Source organism: Paenibacillus sp. Paensp38 (assembly GCF_059491915.1).
In genome coordinates this window covers 3,003,793-3,024,997 of the sequence record NZ_CP168516.1, presented here as the reverse complement: position 1 = coordinate 3,024,997, position 21,205 = coordinate 3,003,793, and the positions used below count along the sequence as shown (strand labels likewise).

Annotated in this window: 16 protein-coding genes; 9 read left to right on the top strand and 7 right to left on the bottom strand. The window is 44.9% G+C overall.

Annotation, left to right across the window (positions count from 1 at the left end; genetic code table 11):
- Positions 1-125 precede the first annotated feature (125 nt).
- The 3 genes from ACEN8J_RS13050 (at position 126) to ACEN8J_RS13040 (ending at position 3,100) form a co-directional block, all read left to right on the top strand.
- Positions 126-1,967, top strand: a complete 1,842-nt coding sequence (locus ACEN8J_RS13050) for an adenine deaminase (protein ID WP_495593557.1) — start codon at positions 126-128, stop codon at positions 1,965-1,967.
- Positions 1,968-2,093: 126 nt separating this feature from the next.
- A complete protein-coding gene (locus tag ACEN8J_RS13045; protein WP_069011365.1) occupies positions 2,094-2,675 on the top strand; it encodes a Crp/Fnr family transcriptional regulator in 582 nt (193 codons plus the stop codon).
- Between the two features lie 83 nt (positions 2,676-2,758).
- A complete protein-coding gene (locus ACEN8J_RS13040; protein ID WP_340931928.1) occupies positions 2,759-3,100 on the top strand; it encodes a darcynin family protein in 342 nt (113 codons plus the stop codon).
- Between the two features lie 140 nt (positions 3,101-3,240).
- On the opposite strand, the gene ACEN8J_RS13035 is transcribed toward ACEN8J_RS13040, so the two are convergent.
- Entirely contained in the window at positions 3,241-4,089 is an 849-nt protein-coding gene (locus ACEN8J_RS13035; protein WP_341071961.1) for a copper amine oxidase N-terminal domain-containing protein, read from the bottom strand.
- Positions 4,090-4,332: 243 nt separating this feature from the next.
- Here ACEN8J_RS13035 and ACEN8J_RS13030 point away from each other — a divergent pair, with 243 nt between their 5' ends.
- Together ACEN8J_RS13030 and ACEN8J_RS13025 are read left to right on the top strand one after the other, a co-directional pair.
- Complete coding sequence (locus tag ACEN8J_RS13030; protein ID WP_029516777.1) at positions 4,333-5,607, top strand: ABC transporter substrate-binding protein; 1,275 nt, start codon at positions 4,333-4,335, stop codon at positions 5,605-5,607.
- Positions 5,608-5,640: 33 nt separating this feature from the next.
- Positions 5,641-7,344 carry a methyl-accepting chemotaxis protein gene (locus ACEN8J_RS13025; RefSeq protein ID WP_029516778.1) on the top strand — a complete coding sequence of 568 codons (1,704 nt, stop codon included), beginning with the start codon at positions 5,641-5,643 and terminating at the stop codon, positions 7,342-7,344.
- Between the two features lie 94 nt (positions 7,345-7,438).
- Here the strand turns inward: ACEN8J_RS13025 and ACEN8J_RS13020 are convergent, their stop codons facing one another.
- Entirely contained in the window at positions 7,439-8,713 is a 1,275-nt protein-coding gene (locus ACEN8J_RS13020; RefSeq protein WP_029516779.1) for an oligosaccharide MFS transporter, read from the bottom strand.
- A gap of 517 nt (positions 8,714-9,230) precedes the next feature.
- On the opposite strand from ACEN8J_RS13020, the gene brnQ reads away from it, so the two are divergent.
- Positions 9,231-10,589: a branched-chain amino acid transport system II carrier protein gene (gene brnQ / locus ACEN8J_RS13015; RefSeq protein WP_029516780.1), complete on the top strand. Its 1,359-nt coding sequence runs from the start codon at positions 9,231-9,233 to the stop codon at positions 10,587-10,589.
- 15 nt (positions 10,590-10,604) lie between these two features.
- Here brnQ and ACEN8J_RS13010 read toward each other — a convergent pair whose 3' ends face one another.
- The gene (locus ACEN8J_RS13010) at positions 10,605-11,525 is read right to left on the bottom strand and encodes an AraC family transcriptional regulator (protein ID WP_029516781.1); all 921 of its coding nucleotides are present in this window, start codon (positions 11,523-11,525) and stop codon (positions 10,605-10,607) included.
- Positions 11,526-11,705: 180 nt separating this feature from the next.
- Here ACEN8J_RS13010 and yicI point away from each other — a divergent pair, with 180 nt between their 5' ends.
- Positions 11,706-14,030: an alpha-xylosidase gene (gene yicI, locus ACEN8J_RS13005; protein WP_069011369.1), complete on the top strand. Its 2,325-nt coding sequence runs from the start codon at positions 11,706-11,708 to the stop codon at positions 14,028-14,030.
- 144 nt (positions 14,031-14,174) lie between these two features.
- Here yicI and ACEN8J_RS13000 read toward each other — a convergent pair whose 3' ends face one another.
- A complete protein-coding gene (locus ACEN8J_RS13000) occupies positions 14,175-15,128 on the bottom strand; it encodes a serine hydrolase domain-containing protein (protein WP_340885053.1) in 954 nt (317 codons plus the stop codon).
- Positions 15,129-15,400: 272 nt separating this feature from the next.
- On the opposite strand from ACEN8J_RS13000, the gene ACEN8J_RS12995 reads away from it, so the two are divergent.
- Together ACEN8J_RS12995 and ACEN8J_RS12990 are read left to right on the top strand one after the other, a co-directional pair.
- Positions 15,401-17,119, top strand: a complete 1,719-nt coding sequence (locus ACEN8J_RS12995) for a methyl-accepting chemotaxis protein (protein ID WP_029516784.1) — start codon at positions 15,401-15,403, stop codon at positions 17,117-17,119.
- Between the two features lie 90 nt (positions 17,120-17,209).
- Positions 17,210-18,520 carry an MFS transporter gene (locus tag ACEN8J_RS12990; protein WP_029516785.1) on the top strand — a complete coding sequence of 437 codons (1,311 nt, stop codon included), beginning with the start codon at positions 17,210-17,212 and terminating at the stop codon, positions 18,518-18,520.
- 92 nt (positions 18,521-18,612) lie between these two features.
- Here the strand turns inward: ACEN8J_RS12990 and ACEN8J_RS12985 are convergent, their stop codons facing one another.
- The 3 genes from ACEN8J_RS12985 to fsa all read right to left on the bottom strand — a co-directional run bounded on the left by ACEN8J_RS12985 (position 18,613) and on the right by fsa (position 21,114).
- On the bottom strand, positions 18,613-19,812 hold the full coding sequence (locus ACEN8J_RS12985; protein WP_029516786.1) for an MFS transporter: 1,200 nt from the start codon (positions 19,810-19,812) through the stop codon (positions 18,613-18,615).
- A gap of 1 nt (position 19,813) precedes the next feature.
- Positions 19,814-20,269, bottom strand: a complete 456-nt coding sequence (locus ACEN8J_RS12980) for a MarR family winged helix-turn-helix transcriptional regulator (protein WP_029516787.1) — start codon at positions 20,267-20,269, stop codon at positions 19,814-19,816.
- 197 nt (positions 20,270-20,466) lie between these two features.
- Positions 20,467-21,114 (bottom strand): fructose-6-phosphate aldolase, encoded by a 648-nt coding sequence (gene fsa / locus ACEN8J_RS12975; protein ID WP_013309811.1) that lies wholly within the window; start codon positions 21,112-21,114, stop codon positions 20,467-20,469.
- Positions 21,115-21,205: the final 91 nt, after the last annotated feature.

Here is a 21,205-nt window from a genome sequence, read left to right as displayed (position 1 = left end):
AATGCCACAGGAACCTTTGCGATGTTTGAATAGATATAGAGTTGGCTGGCATTATGGAGCGTATTCCAGTAACATAAGCAAATAAGCAAAACAGGTAAGAAGCATAAACGGAGGTTACAAACGTAATGGACATGAAGAGTGTATTTCAACGCCCGCCACTGGCGGAGTGTGTACCCGAGTTAGTAGCTACAGCTAGAGGGGAGCGCAAGGCATCACTGGTGATCCGCGGAGGAACACTGGTCAATGTGGTATCGGGCGAGTTGCTGCCGGGCATGTCTATTGCTGTGCAAGGTTCTCGTATCGCTTACGTCGGTAGGGACGTCAGTCATACGATTGGAGAAGACACCATAATCATTGAAGCGGAAGGCCGCTATATGGCACCGGGGTTACTGGACGGACATTGTCATATCGAAAGCACGCAGCTTACGGTAACTGAGTTTGCTAAGGCTGTACTGCCGCTGGGAGTGACGGGTGGTTTTTTTGACCCGCATGAAATTTCTAATGTACTGGGTCTAAAAGGGCTTCGTCTGATGTTGGACGAAGCCCGTACGACACCGCTGGCAGCTTACATGCAGGTGGCTTCCTGCGTGCCGTCCACAGGCCCGGAGCTGGAAACGACGGGTGCCTCCTTCGGCCCGGTGGAAGTCGCAGAAGCGTTAAGCTGGGGCCCGGATATGATCGGGCTGGGCGAAGTTATGAATTTCCCTGGTGTCGTCTATGGAGACGATGTGATGATCGGGGAAATTCAGGCCACGCTGCGCGCGGGCAAGGTGGCGGATGGCCATTTTACATGGGCCTCCGATGATTGGCGACTGCCGGTCTATGCAGCCGCGGGAATTTCGGGCGACCACGAGTGTGTCACGCCCGAGGATGTAGCTGAGCGTATCCGGCTCGGCATGTATGCCAAGATGCGGCAAGGTTCCGCATGGCATGATGTGGCCGAGACGATCCGCGCCAGCACGGAAATGGGTCTCGACACGCGCCGCATGATGCTGGTAACGGATGACCGCAGCGCAGAATCCTTGCTCCATGAAGGGCAGATGGACTTCGTTGTGCGTCATGCCATTGCACAGGGCGTCAAGCCCGTAACCGCGTTTCAGATGGCTACGCTGAATACGGCAGAGCGCTTCGGCGTGGCACGGGACATCGGCTCGATCATTCCGGGTGCGATTGCCAACATTATTTTGCTTGATGGCCGATTGGCCGAAGTGAATGTGACGGCTACCATCGCAGCGGGCCAGCTGGTGGCCGAGCACGGTCAAATGGTCGCCGATTGGGACGGATTCGTTTATCCTGCGGAAGTAATGGACACGGTCCATCTGGGACGAGAGCTGAGTGCAGCAGATTTCCGCATTGCGGCTCCAGTACAGGAGGGGAACGTACCCGTACGGGTGATTCGTGTTACGGAAAATCACGTGGACACGAAGGAAGTGCGGATGACCGTTCCGGTGCGTGATGGTGAAGTTGCATCAGATCCTGCGCAGGATTTGTGCAAAATCGCCGTTTTCGAGCGACATCATGCCAGTGGCAGTCACGCGGTCGCACTTGTGACAGGTGTCGGCTTCACTGAGCCGGCTGCGATTGCCATGACCGTCGCGCATGATAGTCACAACCTGCTCGTCATTGGTAATGATGACGAGCTCATGACCCAGGCGGCGAAGCAGGCTGTTGGTCTGCGTGGTGGCGTGGTGGTTGTATCCGCCTCGGGTGAGACACGCTTCCCGCTGCCTATTGCCGGGCTGATGTCCCCAGCTCCGTTTGCAGAGGTGGCAGCGCAGTCCGAAAGTATCAGCCGCGCGCTTCAGCAAGCCGGCTGCATGCTGAACAACGCGCTGATGACACTGTCACTGCTCGCACTGGTCGTTATCCCTGAAATCCGTCTGTCGGATCAGGGGCTTGTCGTCATCGGAGCGGATGGCATCCGCAAGGTATCTCTTTTCGTGGAAGAGGATGCTGCGGAAGTCTGATAGAACACGTCGCTGGGGGTTGTCCTGCAGGTCTGTCCAGACCTAAGGGATAACCCCTGTTTTTCATATACGAAGCCATAAAAGTTATCTTCGATTCCTTTATAAAAGTCAAGAAGAGGTGGGCAGATGCATCCCTATTATCGTTCACTAGAAAAAATGGCTCATCATGCCTCGATTATAGAGCAGGATTGGAACCGGTTTGTAGAGCAAACCCGTGTGAAGCATGTTCAGCAGGGAACGGTTCTCATTGAAACGGGTGAGCCTGTGAAACATGCCTATTTTTGTTCAGAGGGATTATTCCGTTTATTTTATACATTAGCAGATGGCAGAGAATATAATGTTGGTTTTTCGCCAGAAGATGATTACGTAACCTCTTATGGGGCTATGATCCAAGAAGAAGCCTCCACTTTTTCGATTGAGGCAATGGAAGATTCGGTTGTCATTGAAATTCCATATCACGTATTGAAGGAGCTTATGGATACAAGCCATATGTGGGAAAGATTCGTGCGCAAGAGTGTAGAGAGACTTTACATTCGAAAAGAGGAGCGGGAACGCGAATTATTGTACCTCTCCGCTAAGGAACGTTATCACGCTTTTCTCCTCAAATACCCCGGATTGGACAAGCGAGTTGCCCAATATCATATAGCTTCTTACATAGGCGTCTCCCCTGTGTCACTTAGTCGTTTGCTGCGTAGTGATCCGCATTAACCTATGTTAATGCGAATTTGTAGACAAGCAGCGTACAATAACGATACATCATTCAAGCTTCACCAAAAAAAGGAGATAGGCATATGCGTTATATGATGATTGTATTATTGGAATTCTACCCTTCCTGGTTGGCTCTTCCTCGGGAGGAACGTCGAAAACATGCGGGGACCTTGCAGGCTACCATTCAAAAGTATAACGAACAGGTTCAGGTTCGGTTTTTTGATGCAGAAGCATTGCCTGGAAAGGACTACACCGATTTCGTCGTATGCGAAACAGAGGATATGAAGCAATATCACTATATGTGGGAAGAAATTCGCGATTCGGAACCGTATACCAAAAGATACATGAAGATTAAAGATGTAGTGATGGGTATGGAAAATGCATTTCAGTCCTATGAGTCAGAAATGTTACAGATGGAAAAATAACCTTCATTCCGCTTTCTATGTAAAATGAAGAGTTCATCTTATATCGGTTAATAAAGGCGAATTCCTGTGCTGCTTATGTTCAGCTGGGAATTCGCCTTTTATCTTTTGGAGACGAAAAAGTGTAACAAGAAAGAATCGCATTATACAACGGTATTACTTATAACCTTCAGAAAACCGTTCTTCCCAGCGGTCTCCATTAACTGATAAATGGATTTTCTTGCGGTATCGTTAAACAAATACCACTCATCATTCGATACGTCATGAATCAATGTCTCTGGGTAGCCTGTTAAAAGTTCAGGTGGATAAGTGTGAATTAAAGAATACATATCAAAACGAGCTAAGCTTTTCCCTTTTTGGCCTAAGAAATCGTATTGTGCATCTTTATAATAAGATCCAGGTGTGTCAAGAGTTAAGCTCCAAGAATAGTTTTCAGGTGCTTCGACCTTTTCACCTTTGCCTTTTGTGAAAATATTATAAATGGTTTCATTATATGCATTGCCATGAATTTGCTGAACTACGCCGCCCAAAGTCATACGGTATTCCTGTTGCAATGCTTTTACTTGTACACCGTTTATGAACAGTGGTTTAGTATCAACAATCACTGCAAGGTTGCTGTAATTGACATTGCAGCCAAACGTCTCTGCAATAAAACGAAGTGGAACATATATGCGATTGTTTTTCGTGTATGGTTTTACATCAAGCAGTATCTTTTCGCCGTTTTTCTCCGCTGTACTTCTATTTATTGCTAATTTCACTTTCATATCGCTTTTAGCGAGAATAACCTCGGAATTGGACCATTCGACGCTAGCCCCCAAACTTTCACTAACAACACGTAGAGGTACCATTAAACGGTTGTTCTTCATTTCGGGCTTCACATCGGATGTAGCAGTCACACCGTCAACTTTGATTTGATTTTCTGCTGCATAAGTAGTGGATGATGAAATAAATAAAAAGATTGCAAGAAAAACCCAGCAGAATGCTTTGTTCATAAATGATTGCCCCTTTTTTGATTAAATTTGTTGTGAAGTAACTTTTCCCCATATTAAGACGCGATTGGATAAAATTTGTTGTGCTATCTTGTCTGTTAACTTAACGTAACAACCTGTTTGTACTATTATTTAACTTCCGATATTTACCAACGAAAAACTTCTAACCTTCGCGAAGGATTATGTCGATAACATTGAATATTGTTCATAAATTTTATGAAAGCAAATCCTTAGGGGGGGAAGTTAATGAGAAAACAGCTAAAAGTTGCGATTTCTCTAGCATGTTTAATTATGTTTATAGGTTGTTCAGCTTCACCATTATCACAGCAGACGACCAAGATTACACTTTTGAATTCTAAATCTGAAATAAAAACCCAGTTAGAGGAAGTAGCAAAACAATACAATCAAGAGCACCCTGAAGTATCTTTAGAGATTATAACCGCTCCTGAGGGGACGTCTGCATATCAAAAGCTGATGTCGATGTATGGCTCAGGAAGTCCAGCTACCATGTCGATGCTTGATCCAGGCGACACGCAGACATTCTTGGATAAAGCTATTGATTTAAGTAAAGAGAAGTGGGTAGCCGATACGATAGAAAATGGACTTGACACCGTCAAGAAAAATGATGCTGTGCTGGGGTTTCCATTTGCAGTAGAAGGCTACGGATTAATTTACAATAAGAAAGTACTGGACAAAGCAACAGGGGGGGCTTTTGATGTTTCCTCGGTAAAAAGTAGAAGTAGCCTGAATTCATTAATGGCTAAAATTCAGAAGTCGGGAGTAGCACCGGACATGCTTTCACCAATGGACTGGTCTCTCGGCTCTCATCTTTTAGCTCTGTCTTATTCTGTTCAACCTGGGGGCTTTCCGGAGTTTGTTAAAGGTATGCAGAATAACTCCATTGATATGTCCCAGAACAATGTAATGTCTGGATGGGTACAAACTTTAGATCTGCTCAAGGATAACAACATTAATAAGCACTTGCCTTTGGACAGTACGTATGAAGATGGAGCCAAAGCTTTGGGAGAGGGCAAGGTAGGGCTTTGGTTTATGGGCAACTGGGCTTGGAATGGAATAAAGAGCAATGATACGGCAAATGAGGAATACGGTTTCTTGCCTCTTCCGCTAAACGATAATACGGATGATCCTAACAATGCTAAGATCACTGTCGGTGTGACAAAGTATATATTCATCGACTCCACAACTACCACACCTCAGCAGCAAGAGGAAGCAAAGAAGTTTTTGAACTGGCTGGTATATGAAAAATCCGGACAAGAACTTTTGGTTAACAAGGCCAATGTTATACCGGCGTTCAAGAATATTGACATGGTGCCTTCAGATCCTTTGAGTAAATCGATCAAGTCATATATGTCGAGCGGAAAGACGCTGCCGTTCATGGCAACCCTTCCACCTGATCATGGGGGCATCACAGGAGCATCTATCCAAAGCTACATCAGTGGAAAGATAGATAAGGCAGAGCTGTTGCGCCAAATACGTATATATTGGAAAGCTCAGCAGTGATGATACGAGACCAGTCACGGGAGGAAGATAAGGGTGTTTAAATTAACGTTAAAGAAAAAGATAATTAGTGCAGCGCTCATACTGGTGATCGTGCTGTCCCTTTCAAGTGTTATAGGCGTCATTAAGATGTCGGAAATGGGGGAGGCTTCTGATAAGGTAAATAACAGGTCTTTACCTGCAGTCATTCTTCTTCAAGGTATGGATAAGCAGATTACAGAAATCGATAGGCTCACCGTTCGAATGATACTCGAAGAGGATGCAGCCGTCCGCAGCACTTATCAAGAAGAACTAACCAAAGCTACAGCGTCAATGGATAAGAGTGTAAATAAATATCAAAGTTTAGCCTCCACGGCAGAGGAAAAAGAACTATTCACCGACTTTTATGGTCAGTGGGCAATGTATCTCCGCCATCTAAAGGTGGTTTCCGCGGCCATGGAAGAAAACGACAAGGTGATGGCCTACATGATCATCCATGGGAATTCTTCTATTTATAAGGCAGCCTTGGACGATGTGAATAAACTGAAGCTGCTTAATGAGCAGTACGCTACTGATGCCGCTAATCAATCGAGTCAATCTTACCATTCAGGTAGACTTTTGATGATTTCTCTGACTATCATATGTACGATCCTTGGAATTATCGGTTCTTTTTTACTGGCTCAATCGTTCACTAAGCCCATATTAAAGATAGCGGAACAGATAAAGCTGGTAACGAGAGGGGACCTGCAAGTGGAACCCCTTAGTATCCGATCCAAAGATGAGGTCGGGGAGCTGGCATCCGATTTTAATGAAATGTGCGATTCACTTCGCAATCTTTTAAAGGAAGTTGTGGATAATTCCTTACTGGTTGCCTCTACGGCTGAACAGTTAACGGCTAGTGCGGAACAGACAAGCATTGCTACCGAGCAGATAGCTATAAGTGCCACTCAGGTTGCGGAGGGATCTCAGACACAGCTTGTAGACATAGCTGAAACGCTGAATTACACGGTAGACGTTTCTAAAAGTGTAGAGAACATAACCAATCGCTTTGTGAATGTGGCAAATCTCACAACCCAAGCACAAGAAAAAGCAAACAACGGAAAAACCCAAATGTCTTCGACTGTTTCTCAAATAAGAGATGTGCATACCAAGGTAACTCAATCCGCTGAAGTAGTAAATATTCTAGGAGAAAAGTCTGCGGAGATCAGACAGATCACAGCTATGATCCGTGATATAGCAGCTCGAACCAATTTGCTTTCACTAAATGCGAGTATAGAAGCTGCGAGGGCGGGAGAGCAGGGAAAAGGGTTTGCGGTTGTTGCTTTTGAAGTACGTAATCTGTCGGCACAAGCAAGTGAAGCAACAGGCAAGATCTCTTCTCTGGTTAACGAAATTGCCTTAAGAACAGATGAAGTTGTGATTTCAATGAATGAAGGTGTTCAATCTCTGAATGAAGGCATGATGCTTGTCGAAGGCGTAGGTAACGTTTTTTCTGAGATTGTAGGTGCCGTTGAAGAAGTGAGCGGTGAGGTGGACACTGCGGCTGTAGAAGCAAGATCCGTAAATGAAGGGACCGTTTCTATGGTGGAATCGATGAAGAAAATTGCTGAAATCTCCGAACGTGCAGCAGATTCTACTCAAACAGTCGCAAGCGTAGTCGAGGAAACTACTGCATCCATGCAGGAAGTGTCTGCGGGTGCTAACATGCTTGCCAAGAGGGCGGAAGAGATGAATCAGACGGTGTCGGTATTCAAGATTTAAAATAAGCTTCAAATCAACTGGAGTTAAGAGCGGCAGCCTTGGACGAGAAGAAAGTCCTAGACTGCCGCTGTTTTGTTAAGCTTAAACCATTAGATTACGAATGAACTGCTTCAGCTTTTTTGGTTGCTCTTTTCAGATCCTGTTTACGGCGTTCTTCCAGATACCGCTCTCCATTCTTCTTGTCTGCTGTCAGTGTAAAACAGGATAGGATGGTGAATAGACCTGCAATGGAACCCAGAATTACATAAGTAATCGGGAAATTTAATACTTCATACATATGCCCGACAATGGGTGAGAAAATGGAAACCACCAGGGAGCCCATAAACAAATACAGCAGGTACATGGTGGAGGACAAGCGCTGGTCAAAGTTAACGGTAATGTACTTGAAGATGGCTACCAGAATAAGTGGTTTCTCCAGGGAGTGAATCATCTTCATCGCAGCCACCCATATAGAACCGAATGGCAGCGAAGAGCCGATAATACGCAAAGACATAATCGACCCGGCAATAATTAATGCCCATTTGGCGGTCGTTTTGTTCACAAACCAAGGGGTAACGAAAAGGAACACAAATTCCAGAAAAACCTGCACAGCGCTCAAATCGCCAAGGAATTGATTTCCTTCCGCTTTGGAACTGAACTGCGATACGAAGTATGTGGCAAACTGTTGGTCATATACCTCATAAATTTGGGTCACGCCAACCATGAATAGCATAAGAAACCAGAACTTTGTGGTACGTACGAGATGCAGCACATCAATGAGCTTCAACGATTCTGTTTTCTGCTGCTCCTGTCCAGAAATTTCGACTTTGGTCAGGAAGATGCAGATCATGGCAACAACGGCAGATACGGAGGCAATCCAGAAGGTCAGATTTACATTGATATTGATGACCCGTCCCGCAACAAAAGTAGCCGCCGCCCACCCGAGTGAACCCCACATACGAACCCGTCCGTATTCAAAGCCATATTTACGCGAAACTTTGTCCATATACGAATCGACGACACCGTTACCTGCATTAAATACCAGGCCGATAAATAGCGCACCAACAATGGCACCAATGACGAACTGCGTTTGAAGCAATGGACCGTATACATAGATAAAAAAGGGCCCGACGAGCAAAAGGATTGTAAAGAGTATGTACAGCAGGTGTTTTCTCAAGCCCAGCTTGTCAGATAAGTAACCGAACAAAGGCTGCATGATCAAGGCGACGATTGAATTAGCCGCGTATAAAAATCCCGTGTAGGTTTCTGAAATTTCCAGGCTTTGTCCCAGCCAAATGACAAAAAAAGACATGGCGGCAGACCATGTAAATAGATAAGCGAAGTTAAAAATACTCAGAGACCAATAGTTGCGTTTTGCCAAATTCGTCATGTTTAAGCACCCCTTCAATTGTAGCCGCTCAAATTGTATTCAACGTTAATATGCATTGTTGTACTATTAATTGTAAGGATTATTCGCTTGCTTCCATAGGGCATTTTCCCAAGATTTCCTGTGCTTATTACAATCAGTTGATGATTCGCTTAAACCGCAGATTATGTAGTAATTTAAAACTTTTACGAGACCTACCGGGTGTGTGTAACTACATCTATGTCTTGTAAGAAATAAGTCCTACGTGTAAAATTCTCTTATAGTTCATTAAGCTCACTAAGTAGGAGGAGAAATATAGGGTAGCCTCATAATTGCAAAAGCAAGGGGATGAAATGATTCATTTTTGCAAGTACAAAGTTACTTGAAACGATGATCGTATATAGAGTAACATACTCTAGGCAATCAGATGCCGTTCTTTGAATGCAACAATTGGCTACGTTCCTATTAACATATAGTATACAAAATTAAAAGAAAACGAATAAAAACAAAATGTTGTGAGTTCGTGGTTGGAGGATTTATTATGTCTAAAAGTGTTTCTACGTCCTTTATTATCATTATAGGATCAATGCTATTTGCCTTATTTTTTGGTGCAGGGAATCTAATCTTTCCACCTATGCTTGGGCAAATGGCCGGAAAGAATGTATGGATAGCCAATGCGGGTTTCTTGGTTACCGGTGTCGGCTTACCATTACTAGCCGTCACAGCCTTTGTTTTTTCGGGCAAAAGCAATTTGCAAACTTTAGCGAGTCGTGTACATCCTGTATTCGGTCTTGTCTTTACAACAATCCTTTATCTAGCCATCGGGCCTTTGTATGCAATTCCTAGAACCGGTAGTGTGTCATTTGAAATTGGAGTAAAGCCTTTTTTTTCAGACAATGTAGATCATCCTGTCGCACTTTTTGCATTTACTATCCTTTTTTTTGCAGTTGCATGTTTGTTGTCACTTAATCCTACAAAAATTATTGATGTCATCGGAAAGTTCCTAACACCCATTAAATTGACATTCATTGGATTACTTGTGATTGTAGCTATTATTCACCCAATAGGAAAATTCCAAGAACCTGCGGAGGGTTATACATCCAATGTCTTTTTTAAAGGCTTTCAAGAGGGTTATTTAACATTGGACGCTCTTGTAGCCTTTATTTTTGGAATTATCATTGTGAATGCGATTAAGGATAGAGGGGTTAATACAAAAAAAGAGCTGATGATCATTTGTGGCAAAGCGATAGCAATTGCGGTTATACTCTTAGCTTTTATCTATACGTCTCTTTCATACATGGGAGCTTCTAGTGTTGAAAAACTGGGCATTTTAGGAAATGGCGCTGAGGTGTTAGCTAAGGTTTCCTCCTATTATTTTGGATCTTATGGATCTATTCTATTAGGCTTAATGATTACAGTAGCGTGTTTAACGACAAGTGTGGGGCTTATCACTTCCTGCTCTTCCTTTTTTCATGGATTATTTCCAAAAGTCTCTTACAAAAGAGTCGCTCTCATGTTATCTATATTTAGTATCCTTGTAGCCAACATAGGTTTAACACAGCTCATTAAGGTTTCAACGCCAGTATTAATGGCAATATATCCTATTGCTATTTCTCTAATATTTTTAACTTTTTTACATCCCGTATTTAAAGGAAAGTCAGAAGTATATCAAGGCAGTTTGATATTAACCTTTATCATTAGTTTATTTGATGGCTTAAATGCTGCTGGAATAAAAATTAATGTAATTAATGATTTTTTCACCCATTTTCTCCCATTATATAATGTAGGGTTAGGGTGGTTAATTCCCTCTGTTTTAGGAGGTGTAGCTGGCTACATATTTACTAAATTAAGAGGAAGAAAAATAATTTTAGTACTTATGAAGCCCAAAAAAAACAAATAATTTATCCTATGCATATCAGTCTGTTATATAAGGGACAGCAAGCGCCTGATCTGCTTCGTGCTGCTTACGGTACTGCGAAGGGGTCAGGCCTTTCCATTTTTTAAAGGTCGCAATAAAGTAGCTTAGATTGTCAAATCCAACATCCAGCGCAATATCAACCACTTTTCGATCACTTTGCTCCAACAACCTGCAAGCCTTTTGAATCCGATGATAGTTGATATATTCTACCGGGCTTTTCTGAACCATCTGCTTAAAAAAACGGCAGAAATGTCCCTCGCTCATTCCAATCTCATCTGCGATTTCCCGTAAACGTATAGGCTCATGAGCATGACTGTTGATATACGCCAACGCTTTTTTGATCCGTTCAACTTTGTTGCGCTGACCCGCCATAATCACATCCTCTCCGTTAGCGGGAGTCATGTGTGGGTACAGGCAGGCGATCATGCTATAGAGCTGTGCCTTGGTCGCCAGTTCACGGGCAGGCGCATTCTTTTCATGGCTGGTGATAATGTATCGCAATGCAGCCAGCACCTCTTGCTCCCAGAGCTGCACGCCGCGAATGTGGGGGGGAGGGACAAGCTTTTTACTGATAAATGGGTCAATAAACTGCGTCTGCACCGTATCCTGCGTGCGGCTGTGCAGTATGTCGGGGTGAAACACCACCGCAGAAAATACACAGCGAGGACTTTTTTGTAAATAACCGGCGTGAAGCTCGCCACTGTTTACAAAAAGGGCTTCACCTTCGCTAACCTCCGTATAGACCATATCCGTCTGAAATACAGCGGTCCCTTGTTCCACTACGATAAACTCCATTTCCTCATGCCAATGGGACTCCAATATACTATTTCCGTTCAATTGCTCTACGCTCGGATATACGCTGACTGGATACATGGGATTGCCGTGAATGCGGTTTTCTCGTAACATTTCCCTTTGCATTTCAATGATTCCTTTCGGCAAACTGATTTATATAGAAAACATCAAAATATTGATACAATACGTCAAAATAAAAGAAGTAAACCCTTACATAAATCAATATTATTATAGTGAGGATTTCGAAAAAATCCAACAAGCGATTTGGAATCAAGAATATAAAGATTGAGACGGAGGAAGGAACAGATGAAATTTACAGATGGCTATTGGTTGGTTCGCAAGGGCTATGAAATACAAAATCCTGCTGAAATCCGTGATATCGTGACGGACGATGCTTCCATGACGGTATATGCAGCAACCCACCGGATCGAGCATAAAGGAGATACACTGAACGGAGCGTTGCTGAAAGCGACCTACAGCTCGCCTATGCCGAATGTCATTCGGGTACGTCTAAACCACCATAAGGGACGGGTGCATCAGGGACCGGATTTTGAAATTCACACCTTGCCAACAGAGGTAGGCATTACGGTGGATGAGGACGCAGCGGTACTGAAAAGCGGCGATCTGAGTGTGCGAGTCGGTCGTGGAAAGAGCTGGGACGTAGGCTTTTATGTCGAGGATCGCAGAGTCACAGGTAGCGGACATCGGGGACCAGGATATATTACAGACCCGCAGGATCAGCCTTTTTTTCGGGAACAGCTGGAGCTGGGCATCGGTGAGTACGTATACGGACTCGGAGAGCGTTTCACTCCGTTCGTAAAAAATGGCCAAGTGGTCGATATCTGGAATGAAGATGGCGGGACCAGCAGTGAGCAGGCCTATAAAAACATTCCATTTTATCTATCTAATAAAGGGTATGGTGTGTTCGTCAACCATCCGGAAAAGGTATCCTATGAGATTGCATCGGAAAATGTATCAAAGGTTCAGTTTAGCGTCTCCGGCGAATCGTTAGAGTATTTTATTATTGGAGGAGCTAACCCTAAAGAGGTACTGGACAATTACACCAAGCTGACGGGTAAGCCTGCATTACCACCAGCCTGGACTTTTGGTTTGTGGCTGACCACTTCGTTCACAACAGATTACGATGAAGCCACAGTGAATCATTTTGTGGACGGGATGGCTGAGCGAGATCTGCCACTCTCGGTATTCCATTTTGACTGCTTCTGGATGAAGGAATACCAATGGTGCGATTTCCAGTGGGATCAAGACATGTTCCCAGACCCGGAAGGCATGCTGCAAAGATTGAAGGCAAAGGGGCTCAAAATTTGTGCATGGATCAATCCGTATATTGCTGAGAAATCCATTTTGTTTGATGAAGGCATGGAGAATGGTTATCTGGTCAAAACCGCCGATGGTGGCGTGTGGCAATGGGATATGTGGCAGGCGGGGATGGGGCTGGTTGACTTCACGAATCCGGCTGCAGTCGCCTGGTACCAGGATAAGCTGAAGGTGTTAGTAGATCAGGGGGTAGATTGCTTCAAAACTGATTTTGGCGAGCGCATCCCTACCCATGTGGTATATCATGACGGATCTGATCCGATGAAAATGCATAACTATTATACGCATTTGTACAACAAGGCTGTATTTGATGTGCTGGAGGAAAAGCTGGGTAAAAATGAAGCCGCGTTATTTGCACGTTCCGCTACAGCCGGGGGGCAACAGTTCCCGGTTCACTGGGGAGGAGACTGCTCGTCGACGTATGAGTCGATGGCGGAATCCTTACGAGGCGGTTTGTCGCTTGGTTTGAGCGGCTTCGGCTTCTGGAGCCATGATATTAGCGGCTTTGAGTTAACGGCTGCGCCGGACGTATACAAACGGTGGGTACAATTTGGACTTCTGTCCTCCCATAGCCGTCTGCACGGAAACGAATCCTATCGCGTGCCTTGGCTATTTGACGAAGAATCAGTGGATGTGGTGCGTAGCTTTACAAAACTCAAATGCTCGCTAATGCCATACCTGTATCCTTCTGCTGTGGAATCCTCGGTAAAGGGACTGCCGATGATGCGGGCTATGGTATTGGAATTCCCGCAGGACCCAACCTGTGCAACACTGGATCTGCAATACATGCTGGGGGATTCCATTTTGGTAGCCCCAATCTTTAATAAAGAAGGCAATGTACAGTATTATGTACCAGAAGGTCAGTGGACAAATTTACTTACGAATGAGAGAGTGTCAGGTGGTCGTTGGGTCAACGAGCATCATGATTTTACAACTTTGCCTGTGCTCGTGAAGCCGAACACACTGTTGGCAATCGGTCATGAGGACAGTCGTCCGGATTATGATTATGCTGATCAAGTGGCGCTTCATTTGTTTGAGCTTGGTGAGGGGCAACAGGCTCGAACGGTTATCGTGAATACGTCAGGTGAAGAAGAGTTAACGGTTATTGCCAGCCGCAAGGATTCTGTCATTACAGTGAAGGCAGAAGGTGCTGTTAAACCATGGTCGATCGTCCTGCGCGGTATCCACGAGGTTGTTCAAGTGGAGCAAGGCAGCAGCCAGTCGGGAGAACAGGGTGTAATTATTACACCAGCTTCCAGTGGACAGCAAGAGCTTACGATTCACTTGGGCTAGGTAAGGCGCTAGAAAGTGGATGAAGTATGTCACAATGTAGCGATTATATGTAAAGAAAGGGCTTGCTTGATCCAACAGGCAAGCCCTTTTTGATGCAGATTTTTGATAGAATCAGTTGCAACTTTTAGCATTGGTTATCTACTCCTATCCATTCTGCTGGAGTAGTAGCGGTACAATATACTGCCGGAAAATATCCACAGGAGTCCGTTTCTTTTTGAATTTATCGGCGGTAACGACAACAACCATGTCATACGACGGGACGACAACAATATATTGCCCACCAAAGCCGAGAGCGTAAAAATAGTCCGTTTCACTTCCTGTATTTGTTCCATCTGAAAAGGAAGAAGTCCACCAGTGCCATCCGTAAAATGCTTTTTGTGGTTTGGCAGCAGGGAGAAACGGACGGGTTGAATATCGAACCGTCTCTGCTTGGATGATCTGCCGTCCTTCCCAGCCTCCTTCATTCAGGTAAAGCTGCCCGAATTTGAGCATGTCCATTGGCCTGAGATGCAGTCCGAAGCCTCCCGTATGAGTGCCCTGAGGATCGGTTTCCCAATGGTAGCTTTCGATACCGAGCGGTTGGAATAATTGCTGTTCGGCAAATTCAGCAACTGTTTGTCCAGAAACATGACGTAGTATGGTGGCCAAAAGTTGAGAACAGCCAGAACTGTACTCCATTCGCGTGCCTGGCACATCCGATAATGGCTGTGAAAGTACAAATTGCACCCAGTCTGACGTTTTGCTCATGGTAGGAAAAGAGTTTTGTCCGCCAAACTCCGTCCAGTTAAAGCCTGCGGACATCGTCAGCAGATGTTCAATCGTAATATCATGTTTTCGAGAATCACTATCTGTGGCCAACTGGGGAAAGAATTCGAGGATCGGCGTCTCCGGTTTCGGTCCCTGTTGCTGGTTCATAGCGATACTAACTAATGCAGAAATCACGCTTTTGGTGCAGGAATTTATTTTATAGAGTTCGTTAGCAATTTGAGGTTCACGATAGTAATTCAAGATCATGTTACCCTGCTGCTCAATAAGGCAGCTGCGGGTTTCCAACTCGTTAAGCACGTGAATAAGCGGTTTGAGCTCCAGACTGTTCATGCAGATCCTCCTTGAGGCTTATGCTATACCAATACATAGTATATCATTTAAATAGTCTGAAATTCGAAGAGTACAAACTGAAAACAGTTCATTTACCTAATTTTGAATTTTTTTGTTTTTTGATATTAAAAAAGATATATATGTTCACTGAATAGACATAAATATATTTAAAAATCTATACACTATTTTCTATTTCATTCAAAAAAACAATCGAATAAAACGATATATAGTAAGTTGGACATTTTATTCAGAAATAACTGGGGGACCGATTCATGAATTTAACGATTAAGGCCAAAATGATTCTTAGCGCGATACTGATCCCGAGTGTGATTGCAGCAATGCTGCTGACCAATTACATTTTAAGCGTACATAGTGAGAATGAGTACAAGGATATTATGAATCGTGAAGAGGCTATTGCGTATAACTCGAAGTCTCTTCAATTTTTGTTAAACGGCATATCTAATGATGAGCGGGCATATTTGCTAACTCGTGACGAACAGTATGGGAAAGAGATCGGAAACAAGCAAAGTGAAGTTGCAAAGTTGCTACAGGAGACAGAAGCTCTGCTTAGTACAGGCAATGAGGATTCTAGTAAAAAGATGACTGATCTCAAGACGGGGATTAATACCTATATGAATCAAGTTCATCGTTTACTGACTACAGCGGGGTATCAGAGTACAAGAGATGACGCTTTCCCGCCATTTTCTGATTTGCTCGATGATTTTGAAAACGAACGGGTGTTGCGCAAGCAACTTGATACCAAGGTAGTAGCCTTCGTCAAAGCTCAAGAGGATATGGTGACGGTGAAAGTACAGCAAGCGCACCAAACGATGACGAATACATCCTTGATTACGAGTATTGTAGGGCTTCTGGTTATCATTTACAGTATTTTTCAATCCATCGTTCTGATTCGTTCAATTCGTCCATTACACCATATGAATGAGCAACTGTTGGAAATGTCTGAAGGTGGGGGAGATTTGCGTAGCCGACTGGATATTACGTCCAAAGACGAAATCGGTATGATTGCAAGCTCCTACAACAAGCTTATTGAGGGATTCCGCAGTATTATAGTGGATGCTCAGGATACGGCGCGTACATTAACCGTAACCGCAGAGCGGGTTAGCGTAAGTACAGAGGAAATGAATCAGGCCAATCGTCATACTTCCGGTGTAATGGAAGAATTAGCGGCTGGTATGGAGCATCAGGTCGACGATATTACACAAACTACAGATACTGTGAAAGAGCTTGCCCACGAACTGGAGCATATTGCAGCTACGAGCCAGCAGGTATATGAGTTGTCTGATACAGCCGCTAAAGATGCAGAAGCAGGGGAACAATCTATAGGTCAGGCTATGCGTCAGATGGAGAAGGTAAGCGAAAGTGTAGACAGCTCTGCACGTGCTGTACGTTCACTTAGTGAACAGGCCGAACAGATTGGCATGATTGGAGCTGTTATTACTGGAATTGCTAAACAGACAGGAATGCTGGCGCTCAACGCGTCGATTGAAGCGGCAAGAGCCGGAGAGCAGGGCAAAGGATTTGCAGTTGTAGCCTCTGAGGTAAGAAGATTGGCCGAGCAGGTATCGGTTTCAGCAGCAGAAATCACACAATTTGTGCAAAATATTCAGGAGCATGTTGGAAATGTCGCTTCCAGTATGCAGACAGGGACGGTTGAAGTGCAGTCTGGCGTAAAGGTCATGCAATCCGCAGAAACCGCATTTCGTCAGATTGGAAGTTCCATTCAACAGGTCAGCGAACAGATTCACAGTGTAAACCGGTCCGTAGAACAAATGTCCGGCGGATCAGAGCGAATGGTGGAAGCAGTAGAACGTATTCGTGAAGTAGCAGAGCAGTCGGCAGGGGGAACCCAGAGCGTCAGTGCGGCGGCAGAAGAGCAACTGGCTTCCATGGAGGAAATTGCATCATCTATTCATACACTGGCGGATATGTCGCAGCTACTAAATGCAAGGGTCGGTGGATTTAAAGTGTAGCCGTATAAATCCCCACCAATGTAAACACAATAACATCTGTAGAACAAATCTGAACAGCTGTGTTATTACTTTTGCAAAGGTGGTAACGGGATGCAACAAAATAAGGGGAATCTGCTTGCGTTAGGTTCCATCCCGCTGATGATGACGCTGGGTAATTCCATGCTGATTCCTGTGTTACCGGAAATCGGACGTAAGCTACATGTAAGCTCTTTTCGGATTAGCATGTTGATTACAGTATATGCGGTGGTGGCCATTTTACTGATACCGATTGCGGGCTATCTCTCCGACCGATTTGGCCGTAAGGCGGTGATTGTTCCCTGTCTGATTCTGACGGTGATTGGTGGGGGGATTTCTGCAGCGGGAGCATGGCTGCTTCACGATTCGGCAGCATACTGGACCATTATTGCAGGCCGTCTACTTCAGGGTGCGGGAGCGGCAGGGGCTTTTCCTATAGTCATTCCGCTTGTGGGTGATCTGTACGAGAATGAGGATGAGGCCAGTAAGAACCTGGGGGTCGTCGAGACTTACAACACATTTGGCAAAGTGCTAAGTCCGATACTCGGTGCCGCATTGGGAGCTGTTCTATGGTTTTTGCCACTGGCCGTAATTCCAGGCCTCTGTCTGATTTCGCTCATTTTGGTGCTTTGGCTGATCCATGTGCCTAAGCGTAAGAACCAACCGATTATGTTTCGGGAGTTTGTGGGAAATGTGAAGCGGGTGCTTGCCGAAAAAGGACGTTGGCTCTATGCTATTTTCGCTATGGGCGGCATTTGTATGTTTGTCATTTTTGGCGTCTTGTTCTACTTATCCGACATCTTGGAAAGTCGTTACAACCTCCATGGAGTGTGGAAAGGTTTTGTGTTAGCCATTCCGCTGATTTCCCTCTGTCTGTGTTCTTATGTAGGAGGCAAGATCATCGGCAAGCACAAAAAGCGTATGAAGTGGATCGGTTTCAGTGGTTTGGCCATATTGACGATCAGCTTTGCCATTCTCGGATTTATCCAAAATATTTATGCGGTGATCGGACTGTTTACGTTAGGGGGCGGCGGAATTGGGCTTGCGCTGCCTTGTTTGGATTCTCTCATTACAAAGGGAATTGAAAAAGAGGAACGCGGAACCATTACTGCCCTGTATAGCAGCATGCGCTTTGTCGGGGTGTCACTAGGCCCTCCGGTTGTATCCTTGCTGCTGGGCAGCAGTGGACATGGTCTGCTCTTTGGCGTGATGGCCGCAGTGGGAGGCATTGCAGCTCTGCTGATGCTGTTTGCGGTCAGACCCAAGCAGGATGAACCCACAGATGACAAATCCACGGACCGTATGAGTGTAAATGAGGAGCAAACAAGCGTGTCCCGGGAAAAGCCTCGTTCTCCCAAGCTAAGACGCAAAACTCCTGCGAAATAAATGAAAAAGCACCCATTGTCCATGAAACCATGGCAACGGGTGTTTTTGATAACTAAGCAAGTAAGAGCTAATGTTCAATTGTAAAATATAGTCTACCCTTCTAGAGGGAGATGCGTCTTAGGCTTGCGGCTCACAACGATTTGTATGACATAGATTAGTAAGAACAGTACAACAAACAGCGAGGAAAGACGGTACATCCACGCATAATCACTTGCTTTGGCGATAATGCCAAGTATAAGCGCTCCGGCTGCAACCCCGAAATCGAGGGAATTGAGAAACATACCGTTTGCCATGCCCCTCTGTTTAGGAGACACGACCTGAATCATCCAGGTTTGGAGGGTCGGCTGCATGACACCAAACCCGATACCGTAGCAAAGAGCAGACATATACATGAAGACATCACTGTGTGCGTAGGAAAGCAGGATCAGACCGCCAATTAAAAACAGGGAGCCAGGGATGAGCAGTGCTTTTGCCCCTTTTTTGTCATAAATACGGCCCGAGAAGGGACGCACGATCAGCACGGATACCGCATTAAACAGGAAAAAGTAGGCCGGATGTGCCAGATTTGCTTCATCCCCGTAAAGCGCCATAAAGCCGAGTAATCCACCATATGTGATAGACATCAGCATGTTCAACAAGGCGGGAACCCACAATTTACGGTTAAATGCCGGTTTTCGCCCTTCTTCCAAAGGAACCATAGGTGGTTCGATGTGCCCTTTGGGTAGTGTACGAATCAGCCAGTAAGCCAACGGGAATATCACAACAATTACAGCTGCTGTCGTATAGGCAAGCAGGTTGAAACTCCCGTATTGAAGCATCGAAATGCCGATGGTCGGCCCAATCGACATCGCTAGACTAGTGGACAGACTAAAGAAGCCCATTCCTTCACCGAGACGTTTGGGCGGGATGACGTCAGAGGCCATCGTTGGAAAGGCCGTGCTACTCATACCGAAGCCAATCCCAAATAACATCCGCATGAGCAGAAGCACTGTAATCGTTGGCGAAACACTGTACCCCAGCGTTCCTGCCAATGCAAACAGCAGTCCCACGAAGATCAGGGTACTGCGATGTCCCTTTTCCAGCATACGGGCTGAAAAGAGTCGTGCTGCAATCGCACTTAAAGCGAATAAGGTGGTAACGAGACTCACCTGAACGGAACTAGCGTGGAATGTATTTTTCACATAAGAAGGAATGGAAGATAGAATCATCTGTAATTCCAGAAACAAAAATAAATTGGAAACCGTAAGAACGATAAATTCCTTGGTCCAAAGAGGTTGCTTGCCTTGTTGCATATTAATCGTTCTCTCCTTGTTTTTCTGATTCGGTCATGTTGGCGTGAATTTGTAAAAGAGTCCGGCGGAATTGCTTCAGATCGGCCGAGGAAATTCCTTTTACAAAATCGTGATTGGTATCAAGTTCGACAGGAAGAGTCTTCTCCACAAGCTGTCGGCCTGTTTCAGTCAGATGAAGCAAATAGGCCCGACGATCCTGTGGGCTATTTACACGCCGTACCCAGCCCTTCTTGTCCAACAAATCAATAATTCGAGTCGTGGTAGGCTGGTCCTTCACGGCCTTAGCTGCAATTTCTTTCTGATTTAAACCCTCAGCCTGATAGATTTGGAACAGAACCGACCATTGCTCTGGGGAAATATCATAAGGTTTGAGGCGCTGCAAGAGCTGCTGACTCATTTTGCGGTGAGTAATCCCGAGCAACATCCCAATGGAACAATCGGGAGGCAAGTTATTCATAGGTACTCCTTTCTGTTTCCCGTACATAAATTACTTTGAAATTAATTAGTTGTTATAACAATTATATGAACAACAAGTTATTTTGTCAAAAAAAGTTGTTCAGCGTTTTGGGTTCTGCTATCTCTACAGCAAAAAAAACAGCCCGTAAAATACGGGCTGTTTGGGTTGATATAATATCGTTTGCCATGACTGGCGAATTAAGCTTTAGGTACGGTTTCCCAGTCCTTCAGGAAGCGTTCGATACCACTGTCTGTCAGTGGGTGTTTCCACAGAGAAGGGAGCAAGGAACCTGGAATGGTGGCAATATGTGCACCAGACAGAGCAGCATCTTCTACATGCTTAATATTGCGGATGGATGCGGCGATGATTTCGGATTTCAGACCATGAATGTCCAAAATTTGTCTCAGCTCACGAATCAGCTTCATACCATCAACAGCGATATCATCCAGACGTCCTACGAACGGGCTGATAAAAGTAGCGCCAGCTTTGGCTGCCATCAAACCTTGAGCCGCGGAGAAAATCAGTGTTACATTCGTTTTGATTCCGTTCTTGGTCAGCTCGTTACAAGCATACAAGCCATCTTCAGTCATAGGAAGCTTGATAACCACGTTCGGTGCCCACTTGGCGATATCATAAGCTTCTTTGAGCATATCTTCAGCCTTCAGACCAATAACCTCAGCACTTACGGGACCTTCAACGATACTGCAAATCTCCTGAATGACTTCCTTGAACACTCGACCTTCCTTAGCGATCAGTGAAGGGTTCGTTGTTACACCATCAACCAGACCCAAACGTTCAATACGTTTGATTTCTTCAATGTTACCAGTATCCAAGAAAAATTTCATTTGATTTCCTCCTCAGGTTTATATAATACATAATACATATCACATGCGATGTACAATAGTTCATTGATAAATGTAGCATATTGCACACGTT

Excerpts from the sequence above, each read along its gene's own strand:
- ACEN8J_RS13050 (WP_495593557.1), top strand. The coding sequence starts at position 126 with ATGGACATGAAGAGTGTATTTCAACGCCCGCCACTGGCGGAGTGTGTA.
- ACEN8J_RS13045 (WP_069011365.1), top strand. The coding sequence starts at position 2,094 with ATGCATCCCTATTATCGTTCACTAGAAAAAATGGCTCATCATGCCTCG.
- ACEN8J_RS13040 (WP_340931928.1), top strand. The coding sequence starts at position 2,759 with ATGCGTTATATGATGATTGTATTATTGGAATTCTACCCTTCCTGGTTG.
- ACEN8J_RS13035 (WP_341071961.1), bottom strand. The coding sequence starts at position 4,089 with ATGAACAAAGCATTCTGCTGGGTTTTTCTTGCAATCTTTTTATTTATT.
- ACEN8J_RS13030 (WP_029516777.1), top strand. The coding sequence starts at position 4,333 with ATGAGAAAACAGCTAAAAGTTGCGATTTCTCTAGCATGTTTAATTATG.
- ACEN8J_RS13020 (WP_029516779.1), bottom strand. The coding sequence starts at position 8,713 with ATGACGAATTTGGCAAAACGCAACTATTGGTCTCTGAGTATTTTTAAC.
- brnQ (WP_029516780.1), top strand. The coding sequence starts at position 9,231 with ATGTCTAAAAGTGTTTCTACGTCCTTTATTATCATTATAGGATCAATG.
- ACEN8J_RS13010 (WP_029516781.1), bottom strand. The coding sequence starts at position 11,525 with ATGCAAAGGGAAATGTTACGAGAAAACCGCATTCACGGCAATCCCATG.
- yicI (WP_069011369.1), top strand. The coding sequence starts at position 11,706 with ATGAAATTTACAGATGGCTATTGGTTGGTTCGCAAGGGCTATGAAATA.
- ACEN8J_RS13000 (WP_340885053.1), bottom strand. The coding sequence starts at position 15,128 with ATGAACAGTCTGGAGCTCAAACCGCTTATTCACGTGCTTAACGAGTTG.
- ACEN8J_RS12995 (WP_029516784.1), top strand. The coding sequence starts at position 15,401 with ATGAATTTAACGATTAAGGCCAAAATGATTCTTAGCGCGATACTGATC.
- ACEN8J_RS12990 (WP_029516785.1), top strand. The coding sequence starts at position 17,210 with ATGCAACAAAATAAGGGGAATCTGCTTGCGTTAGGTTCCATCCCGCTG.
- ACEN8J_RS12985 (WP_029516786.1), bottom strand. The coding sequence starts at position 19,812 with ATGCAACAAGGCAAGCAACCTCTTTGGACCAAGGAATTTATCGTTCTT.
- ACEN8J_RS12980 (WP_029516787.1), bottom strand. The coding sequence starts at position 20,269 with ATGAATAACTTGCCTCCCGATTGTTCCATTGGGATGTTGCTCGGGATT.
- fsa (WP_013309811.1), bottom strand. The coding sequence starts at position 21,114 with ATGAAATTTTTCTTGGATACTGGTAACATTGAAGAAATCAAACGTATT.